The 9,547-nt window shown below is 66.1% G+C and carries 8 protein-coding genes; all 8 read right to left on the bottom strand.

Annotated elements, in window-relative coordinates:
• A partial coding sequence (locus ACTHN1_RS19230; RefSeq protein ID WP_440472527.1) for a PmbA/TldA family metallopeptidase occupies positions 1-486 on the bottom strand: 486 nt, incomplete at its 3' end.
• A gap of 2 nt (positions 487-488) precedes the next feature.
• Complete coding sequence (locus ACTHN1_RS19225; RefSeq protein WP_440472526.1) at positions 489-2,123, bottom strand: TldD/PmbA family protein; 1,635 nt, start codon at positions 2,121-2,123, stop codon at positions 489-491.
• A gap of 373 nt (positions 2,124-2,496) precedes the next feature.
• Positions 2,497-3,216 carry a 4-hydroxy-tetrahydrodipicolinate reductase gene (dapB, locus tag ACTHN1_RS19220; protein ID WP_440472525.1) on the bottom strand — a complete coding sequence of 240 codons (720 nt, stop codon included), beginning with the start codon at positions 3,214-3,216 and terminating at the stop codon, positions 2,497-2,499.
• A gap of 233 nt (positions 3,217-3,449) precedes the next feature.
• Positions 3,450-4,643 carry a PLP-dependent aminotransferase family protein gene (locus ACTHN1_RS19215; RefSeq protein ID WP_440472524.1) on the bottom strand — a complete coding sequence of 398 codons (1,194 nt, stop codon included), beginning with the start codon at positions 4,641-4,643 and terminating at the stop codon, positions 3,450-3,452.
• A 65-nt stretch (positions 4,644-4,708) separates the two neighbouring features.
• A complete protein-coding gene (locus ACTHN1_RS19210) occupies positions 4,709-5,824 on the bottom strand; it encodes a prephenate dehydrogenase (protein WP_440472523.1) in 1,116 nt (371 codons plus the stop codon).
• 53 nt (positions 5,825-5,877) lie between these two features.
• Positions 5,878-6,990, bottom strand: coding sequence for a molecular chaperone DnaJ (gene dnaJ / locus ACTHN1_RS19205; protein ID WP_440472522.1), 1,113 nt, complete (start codon positions 6,988-6,990; stop codon positions 5,878-5,880).
• A 128-nt stretch (positions 6,991-7,118) separates the two neighbouring features.
• Positions 7,119-9,035 (bottom strand): molecular chaperone DnaK, encoded by a 1,917-nt coding sequence (gene dnaK, locus ACTHN1_RS19200; protein ID WP_440472521.1) that lies wholly within the window; start codon positions 9,033-9,035, stop codon positions 7,119-7,121.
• A 139-nt stretch (positions 9,036-9,174) separates the two neighbouring features.
• Positions 9,175-9,547 (bottom strand): nucleotide exchange factor GrpE (locus ACTHN1_RS19195; RefSeq protein ID WP_440472520.1); only part of this gene is annotated, 373 nt, incomplete at its 5' end.

The following is a 9,547-nucleotide window of genomic DNA, read 5'->3' as shown; positions in this document are numbered from 1 at the left end:
CAGACCTTTCGAGTTCATGATCGCGCTGAAACCACTTGAGTTTTCCAGGAAACCGGCAGCCGTAAGTTTTGCTGCTTTCGTCACCGACAAACTTTTGGCCACCATTTCCGCACGGCTTTCCGGTGTTATGGCTGCAGTATTGGCATTATAGGTGATCGACTCAGCAAATGTTTGCGGACCCAGCATCGGCATATATTCCGGGTTGGGCGGCGCCAGTTGCGCCAGTTCTTCGGAGCGGCGTACCACCCGCTCTAAAGAGGCATCGTCAAATTCATCTATGGTTGCAGTTCCGGCTTTTTTGCCATAAACTGAAGTTACCACGAGGCCCATCACGCTGATGTCGCCGGCTGTTGAAACTGCGTTTAAAGCATAACGGATGTTGCCTCCTTCGCTGCCATTCAGGCTCGCCTCGCATTCGTCGGCTTTTGAATAACTAAGCACTTTCTTTAATATCGCCTGTGCTTCTTCTTTATTTAATATAGGCATGACTATCCGATCTTTCTTTTTGTGTTGATAACATTAACTCCTTTAAACAATGCCGTGGATGAACCGTGTGACACCGCACTCGACTGGCTTGGCTGACCTTTTCCGTCATTGAAAGCACCGCCTAAACGATAATCCTTTTCATCACATACCTGGGCGCATGAATTCCAGAACTCGCGCGTATTGGCCTGGTAAGCCACATCATTCAGCATACCGGCTATCTTGCCGTCTTTTATCTCATAAAACAGCTGTCCGCCAAACTGGAAGTTATAGCGCTGCTGGTCGATGGAGAACGAACCGTCGCCGATGATGTAGATGCCGTTCTCGACGTCCTTGATCATGTCGGCCACGCTGAGCTTCTGCTTGCCCGGCTGCAGCGAGACATTGGCCATGCGCTGGAACTGCACGCTCGACCAGGAGTCGGCGTAGCAGCAGCCGTCGGATTCGGTCTTGCCCAGGATGTGGGCCTGATCGCGGATGGTCTGGTAGTCGACCAGCTTGCCGTCGCTGATCAGGTTCCAGCGCTTGGTCTTCACGCCCTCGTCGTCGTAGCCCACCGCGCCGAGGCTGCCGGGCTGGACCTTGTCGGCGAAGATGGTGACCTTGTCGCTGCCGTACTGGAAATGCGATTCGCGCTTGTCCAGGGTGGCGAAGCTGGTGCCGGCGTAGTTGGCCTCGTAGCCGAGCACGCGGTCCAGTTCCAGCGGATGGCCGACCGATTCATGGATGGTCAGCCAGGTATGCGAGGGATCCAGCACCAGATCGTACTTGCCCGGCTTCACCGACGGCGCCTTGAGCTTGGCGCGCGCCTGCTTGGCCGCGGCGACGGCGTCTTCCTTCATGTCGTAGGACAGGCCGTAGTTGATCACGCCGTTGGGCGAGACCACCTTGCCGGACGCATCGCCGTCCAGGTATTCGAAGCCCATGCCCATCGGCGAAGACAGGCCGTCGCGGGTGCGGAACTTGCCGCTGGCCTTGTCGATGGCGGTGACCGTCATCGGCACCCAGATGCGGTGCACGTCCTGGTCGATGTAGGAACCGTCGGTGCTGGCGAAGTACTTCTGCTCGTTGACCAGGAACAGCATCGAGTTGACGAAATCCGCGCCGGAGTTGATCGCCGCCGCGTTGACCCCCAGCAGCAGATCGGCCTTGTCCTTGATCGGCACCGCCATCGCGTTCTTGCGGATCGGGGTCTTCCAGGACACCTCGCCCACGCCCGGCGTGGCCGCCAGTTGCACCGGCTTGGCCTGCACCTTGCTGTTGGCCTTGGCGATCGCGGCGGCCTGCTGCGCGGCGCGCGCGACGCCCTGCGCGGTCAGCTCGTGGGTGGCGGCGAAGCCCCAGGCGCCGTTGGCGATCACGCGGATGCCGACACCGGTGGACTCGGTGTTGACCACGTTCTGCACCTTGTCCTCGCGGGTGATCACGAACTGGCGCAGGTAGCGCCCGATGCGCACGTCGCAGTAGCTGGCGCCGGCCTCCTTGGCCGCGGTCATGGCGGTGTCGGCCAGGCGCTTCTTCAGGCCGACATCGAGGGAGGTCTGCAGTTCCTCGGCGGCGATGGCCTTGCCGAAGTACGCCGGCAGCATCAGGCCGCCGAGGCTGAGGCCGCTGTAGGCCAGGAAGTCACGTCTGCGCAAGGCTAGCTCTCCATCGATGAGCCCCGCAGCGCGGAGCTGGAACGGAACGAAACGGAATGAGGCGGGGCGAAGCAGGTGATCGCGATTGCGGTGCGTCCGGATTCTTGCCGGTGGCTGAATCGTCCGTCAAATGACTTTCGGCATAGACGCCATGCTTTCCGGCGCGCATCGGTCGGAAAGCCCGGACTCCCCGACCACGTGCCGCGGCGCGGTGATCGCGCCGGGACGACCTGTCGCCGACAGATGCCGGGCGCGTCCCCGCGGGCGTTCAACGCATCGGACGGCGCGATGCGAAAGCCGCGCGCCGACGAGGCTTCGATTGTCGGTATGTCCGTGGACGTGGCCGGGTAGCGATGAGGCCGCCCGCGCGGCCTCAGTCGAGCAGATCGCGCACGCGATACTGGCCGGGCGCACGTCCTGCCAGGCGGCGGGCCACGTGCAGCGCGCCGCGCGCGAAGATGTCCCGGTTGGTGGCGCGGTGCGTCAGTTCGATGCGCTCGCCCAGGCCGGTGAACTGGACCAGGTGCTCGCCGACGATGTCGCCGGCACGCAGGCTGGCGTAATGCACCGCGGCGCCCGCCGAACCGGCGGCCTCGCCCAGGGTCAGCGCGGTGCCCGAGGGCGCGTCCTTCTTGTGGATGTGGTGGGACTCGACCACGTCGCAGTCCCAGCCCCCCAGCGCCGTGGCCGCGCGTTCGACCAGTTCGGTCAGCACCGCCACCCCCAGGCTGAAGTTGGAGGCCCACGCCACCGGTATCCGGCTGGCGGCCTGCGCCAGCGCCTCCCGCTGTGGTCCGGCCAGGCCGGTGGTGCCCGAAACCAATGCGGCGCCGCGCTGCGCGCACAGCGCCAGCACCGGATCGAAACCTTCCGGCAGACTGAAATCGATGGCGACGTCGAACGCCGGCACGCCGCCCAGTTCACTGGCGGCGAAGTAAGGCACGCCCTCCACCACCCGCTGCGCGGGCGATTTGCGCATCACCGCCGCGACCACCTGCACCTGCTGCGGTTGTTCGGCGGCCAGGCGCAACAATGCCTGTCCCATGCGCCCGGAGGCGCCGTGGATGAGAAGACGGGTGGGCGTGGTTTCCATGCCCGGCATGGTAGCCGAGCCGGCCCCGATGGCGAAGCTGGCAACGCCTTCTTGCAGGAGCGAAGCGGGTCGCGACCGGCTGCGTTCCCGTCAACGACAGCCGCGGCTACCCGGTAACGCGGGAGCGATTCCTGCCGCCTGTCGTGGGAGCGACGTCAGTCGCGATACCCTGAAATTCCAGCTATCCGTTCGCGATTGACGTCGCTCCCCCAAGGGCGCCCAACGGGCTGCCTTCACGCCACCGCGGCGGCGACTTCCTCGCGCACCAGCGCGCCCAGCCGCGCCATGCCCTGCTCGATCTTCTCGGCCGACACGGTCACGAACGACAGGCGCAGCGTGTTCGATTGCGGCGCGACCGCGAAGAACGGCGCGCCCGGCACGAACGCGACGTTGTGTTCGATCGCCCGCGCCAGCAGCGCGCTGGCGTCGACGCCCTCGGGCAGCGTGACCCAGATGAACATGCCGCCGGCCGGCCGGTTCCATTTCGCCTCCGCCGGGAAATGACGCTGCAGCGCGGACAGCATCAGCTCGCACTGATCGCCGTAGAGCTTGCGGATCTCGGGGATGTGGCGATCCAGGAAACCGCCCTGCACCGCCTCGTGGACGATCCGCTGGGAGAACGACGGCGTATGCAGATCCGCCGCCTGCTTGGCCTGCACCAGCTTGGCGTGCAGCGCTTCGGGCGCGATCAGGTAGCCCAGCCGCAGGCCGGGCGCCAGCACCTTGGAGAACGAACCCATGTAGACCACGTTGTCCGGATCCATCGACAGCAGGCTGGGCAACTGTTCGCCCTGGTAGCTCAGCTCGCCGTACGGATCATCCTCGACCACCAGCACCCCGGCGGCGCGGGCGCGCGCGATCAATGCCTTGCGGCGTTCCAGCGGCAGGCGCCGGCCGGTGGGATTCTGGAAGTTCGGCAGGCAGTACATGAAGCGCCCGCCCCGCAGTTGGTCATCTTCCAGCGCATCGACCACGATGCCCTCGTCGTCGCTGCGCATCGCCGAGAACGCCGGCTGGAACAGCGAGAACGCCTGCAGCGCGCCGAGATAGCTCGGCGTTTCCACCAGCACCTTGCTGCCTTCGTCGATCAGCACCTTGCCGAGCAGATCCAGGCCCTGCTGGGAACCGGTGGTGACCAGCACCTGGCCGGGCCGGATGGTCACCCCGTCGCGGCTGTGGCGCGCGGCGATCCATTCGCGCAGGGGAGTGAAGCCTTCGGTCGGCCCGTACTGCAACGCCGCCTGCGGGGCTTCGGCGAACACCTTGTCGGTGGCCTCGCGCATGCGCGCGATCGGGAAGGTCGCCGGGGACGGCAGGCCGCCGGCGAAGGAGATCACCTCCGGGCGCTCGGTGACCTTGAGGATTTCGCGGATCGCCGAACTGGTCAGCGCCTGCGCACGACGGGACAGGGTGAAAGGGCTGTTCATGCGCGCAGTGTAACGGGGATATCGCGCGCCGCCGTCATGCACTGCGCCAATACGCCGGCGTACCGCTAACGGCCGACCGCCAGCACCCGGCCGATCCCGCTGGCGTCGATGTCCGCCGCCGCCCGTCCCAGCGCATCGGCTTCGACGTCCGCGTCGAAGCCGATGCGGAAATGCACCTCGCCCTCCGGCGTGCGCGAGGAATGGATCGAGGACAGGCTGACCCCATGGCGCTCGAACACGTGCAGCAGCGCGCGCAGCGATCCGGGGCGATCTTCGGGCAGGTGCACGCTCATCGCGCGCGCGCCGGCCAGATCCGCCAGCAGATAGCCCAGCCGCTCGTAACTGTAGTTGCCGTCGGCCAGCACCCGCGTTCCCAGTGCCTCCCGGTTGCCGGACAGGAACTCCGCGCGGAACGCCGCCCGCGCCGCGTCACCGCCCTCGCCCACCAGCGCCGCCATCCGCCCGATCTGGGCATGCAGCGCGGTCAGGATTTCATGGGCATGGGGGTTGCCGAACTGGATGTCCTCGTAGATCGCCGGATTCAACGACAGGATGCGCGCCAGGATCGCCGCGTCCATCTCGAAGGAAGCCGAGCGGAACGGCAGCAGTTCCGCCAGCGCGCCCACCTGCCCGGCCTGTTCCCGCAACACGCCGGCCTGGGCCAGGTGGCTGGCATGCACCATCGCCTGCACCAGCGCCATGATGCGGTCGTGCTGCCCGGGTTCGGCGCGGACGTATTCGCCTTCCAGCGCATGCAGGAAATCGCCCAGCCAGGGTCGCCAGGCCTCCAGCCTGGCCTCGCACACCACCGTCACCCGTCCCTTCAGGGTCGGCGACTTCGGCGGCGCGGTCATCGGGTGCAGGCCCACCACCTCGGCGCGCGAACGCAGCATCGCCGCGATCGGCGCGGCCTTGATCGAGGTGACGTCCAGCCACAGCCGGCCCGCCTCGCCTCCATTGGCAAGCTCGACGTAGCGTTCGATCAGCGCGGCGGTGTGCCGGATGGGCGCGGAAAAAATCAGCACCTCCGCCCGCCGCGCCAGTTCGGCTTCCGGCAGCGAATCCGGATCCGCCGGGTCATGCCCGATCACCGGCAGCCCCATCCGGGTCTCGAAGAACCGGCGCAGCCAGCGCCCATAGGCGCCGGCGCTGCCGACGATGCCGATCAGGGGTGGGGACACGAAAAAGGGCTCCTGCGGGGAGCCCTCATTCTAGGTCAGACCCGCGAGGCGGGTCAGGACGTCATGCGATCCCAGAAGCCCTTGACGCCATCCAGGAAGGTGGCGGACTTGGGTGAATGCTTGCGCGCCTCGTCGCCGACGAAGGTCGCCTCGAACTTCTCCAGCAACTCGCGCTGCTCGCTGGTCAGGTTGACCGGGGTTTCCACCACCACGCGGCAATACAGATCGCCCTCGCTGCGGCTGCGCACCGACTTCACGCCCTTGCCGCGCAGGCGGAACAGCTTGCCGGTCTGGGTTTCGGCGGGAATGCGGATTTCCGCCTCGCCGTTGAGGGTGGGCACGCGCACGGTGTCGCCCAGCGCGGCCTGCGAGATGCGGATCGGCACTTCGCAATGCAGATCGTCGCCGTCGCGCTGGAAGATCTCGTGCTCGCGCACGCGCACTTCCACGTACAGATCGCCCGGCGGCGTGCCGGGGGGTCCGGCTTCGCCCTCGCCGGTCAGGCGGATGCGATCGCCGCTGTCCACGCCGGCCGGAATCTTGACCGACAGGACTTTCTCTTCCTCCACGCGACCGGCGCCATGGCAGGTCTTGCACGGATTCTTGATGGTCTGGCCACGGCCGCCGCAGGCCGGGCAGCTCTGCTGCATGGCGAAGATGCCGCGCTGCATGCGCACGTTGCCGCGACCGCCGCAGGTGGCGCAGGTCTCGACCTGGCCATCCTCCGAACCGGAACCATGGCAAGGCTCGCAGGCCACCAGGGTGGGAATCTCGATGCGCTTCTCGATGCCGGCCACGGCCTCCTCGAGATCCAGTTCCATCACGTAGCCGATGTCGGCGCCGCGACGGGCCGCGCGCGCGCCACCACCGCCAAAGATGTTGCCGAAGATGTCGCCGAAGATGTCGCCCATGTCCGGGCCGCCGGCGCCACCGCCCATGCCGTGCTCGAACGCCGCGTGGCCGTGCGCGTCGTAGGCGCGGCGCTTGGCGCCATCGGACAGCACCTCGTAGGCCTCCTTGCACTCCTTGAACGACGCCTCGGCCGCCTTGTCGCCGGGATTGCGATCCGGATGGAACTTCATCGCGCAGCGGCGATAGGCCTTCTTCAGCTCATCTTCGCTGGCGGTGCGGGCCACGCCCAGGACTTCGTAGTAATCGCGTTTCATCGGCAAGCAGGGATTGGAGATTCGGGATTGGGGATGACGGACAGCATCGGAACTTCAGATACCGGAAGGGGATCCGGAAACCGGAAACGCTGTTCCGAATCCCGAATCCCCATTCCCGATTCCCGGCCTTACTTCTTGTCGTCCTTGACTTCGGTGAACTCGGCGTCGACCACGTCATCGCCACCGGACTGCGCGCCCGCGCCGGCGCCATCATCGGCACCCGGCTGCTGGCCGGCGGCGGCCGCGGCGTACAGCGACTGGGCCGCTTCCTCCAGCGTCTTGGACTTGGCTTCGATCTGGGCCTTGTCGTCGCTCTTCATCGCCGTTTCCAGCTCGGCGATGGCGCCTTCGACCCGGCCGATCACGTCGCCCGGCACCTTGCTGCCATGCTCGGTGATGGCGGTGCGGGTTGCGTGCAGCAGGCCGTCGGCGTGGTTGCGCGCCTGCACCAGCTCATGGAACTTCTTGTCCTCGTCGCGATGCGCCTCGGCGTCGGCGACCATGCGCTGGATCTCTTCCTCGGACAGGCCCGAACCGGCCTTGATCTCGACCTTCTGTTCCTTGTTGGTCTTCTTGTCCTTGGCCGAGACGTGCAGGATGCCGTTGGCGTCAATGTCGAACGACACCTCGATCTGCGGCAGGCCGCGCGGCGACGGATCGATGCCGGCCAGGTCGAAGCGTGCCAGCGACTTGTTGAAGCGGGCCTGCTCGCGCTCGCCCTGCAGCACGTGCACGGTCACCGCGGACTGGTTGTCCTCGGCGGTCGAGAAGGTCTGCGAGGCCTTGGTCGGGATGGTGGTGTTCTTCTCGATGATCTTGGTGAACACGCCGCCCAGGGTCTCGATGCCCAGGCTCAGCGGGGTCACGTCCAGCAGCAGCACATCCTTGACGTCGCCGGCCAGCACGCCGCCCTGGATCGCGGCGCCCAGCGCCACGGCCTCGTCGGGGTTGACGTCCTTGCGCGGTTCCTTGCCGAAGAACTCGGCCACCGCCTGCTGCACCTTCGGCATGCGGGTCTGGCCGCCGACCAGGATCACCTCGCTGATCTCGCTGGCGCGCAGGCCGGCGTCGTTCAGCGCGATGCGGCACGGCTCGATGCTCTTCTTGATCAGGTCTTCCACCAGCGCTTCCAGCTTGGCGCGGGTCAGCTTGATGTTGAGGTGCTTCGGGCCCGAGGCGTCGGCCGTGACGTACGGCAGGTTCACTTCGGTCTGCTGCGAGCTGGACAGCTCGATCTTGGCGCGTTCGGCCGCGTCCTTCAGGCGCTGCAGCGCGAGCGGATCGTTGCGCAGGTCCACGCCCTGGTCCTTCTTGAACTCGTCGACCAGGTAATCGATGACACGCTTGTCGAAGTCCTCGCCGCCGAGGAACGTGTCGCCATTCGTCGCCAGTACTTCGAACTGCTTTTCGCCGTCGACTTCGGCGATCTCGATGATCGAGATGTCGAACGTGCCGCCGCCGAGGTCATACACGGCGATCTTGCGGTCCCCACCCTTCTTGTCGAGGCCGTAGGCGAGCGCGGCCGCGGTCGGCTCGTTGATGATGCGCTTGACCTCGAGGCCGGCGATGCGGCCGGCGTCCTTGGTCGCCTGGCGCTGCGAATCGTTGAAGTAGGCCGGCACCGTGATCACCGCTTCGGTGACCGGTTCGCCAAGGAAGTCCTCGGCCGTCTTCTTCATCTTCATGAGCACCTTCGCCGAGACTTCCGGCGGAGCCATCTTCTTGCCGTCGGCCGTCTCGACCCATGCGTCGCCGTTGTCGTGCGCATTGATCTTGTACGGCACGAGGCCGATGTCCTTCTGCACTTCGGCATCGGTGAACTTGCGGCCGATGAGGCGCTTCACCGCGTAGAAGGTGTTCTTCGGATTGGTGACGGACTGGCGCTTCGCGGTCGCGCCGACCACGACTTCGTTGTCCTTGAACGCGACCACCGACGGCGTCGTGCGATCGCCTTCGGAGTTCTCGATCACGCGTGCCGAGTTGCCTTCCATGACCGCCACGCACGAGTTCGTCGTGCCGAGGTCGATGCCGATGATCTTGCCCATTTCTGTACTCTCCCGCTCTGAATTTGCGTACTGTGGTTGCGGCGGCGGCGCCGGTTTGGAGGTCGGCAGCCGATGGCCGCGGCTGGCGCGAAATCTGGGGTTGCGCGCCCCTGTTTCAAGCAATGGCGCGCAAATCGTGCTACCTGGAAACCGATACGAGCGCGGGGCGCAGCAGGCGATCGTTCAGCACGTAGCCCTTCTGCATGACCGCCACGACCTTGCCCGATCCGAGTTCGGCGGCATCGACCATCGACATCGCCTGGTGGCGCTCGGGGTCGAACACCTCGCCGACGACGCCGACGGCCTTGAGGCCGTTCCCTTCGACGACGCGACCGAGTTCGCGCAAGGTCAGCTCCACCCCCGCGCGCAGCGCCGCCGCGTCGCTCCCCTCGGCGGCGAGGCCGCGTTCGAGATTGTCGACGACGGGCAGCAGGTCGGCCAGAAGTTTTTCATTGGCGAAGCGGCGGGCCTGCTCGAGGTCGCGCTGCAGGCGCTTGCGCTGGTTGTCCAGT

Source organism: Pseudoxanthomonas sp. (assembly GCF_051953815.1).
Classification (GTDB): Bacteria; Pseudomonadota; Gammaproteobacteria; order Xanthomonadales; family Xanthomonadaceae; genus Pseudoxanthomonas_A.
This window is presented reverse-complemented; position numbering and strand designations above follow the sequence as displayed.

What these genes read in the sequence shown, in the direction of transcription:
- dnaJ (WP_440472522.1), bottom strand. Translation starts at nt 6,990, where the DNA reads ATGAAACGCGATTACTACGAAGTCCTGGGCGTGGCCCGCACCGCCAGC.
- dnaK (WP_440472521.1), bottom strand. Translation starts at nt 9,035, where the DNA reads ATGGGCAAGATCATCGGCATCGACCTCGGCACGACGAACTCGTGCGTG.
- dapB (WP_440472525.1), bottom strand. Translation starts at nt 3,216, where the DNA reads ATGGAAACCACGCCCACCCGTCTTCTCATCCACGGCGCCTCCGGGCGC.
- ACTHN1_RS19215 (WP_440472524.1), bottom strand. Translation starts at nt 4,643, where the DNA reads ATGAACAGCCCTTTCACCCTGTCCCGTCGTGCGCAGGCGCTGACCAGT.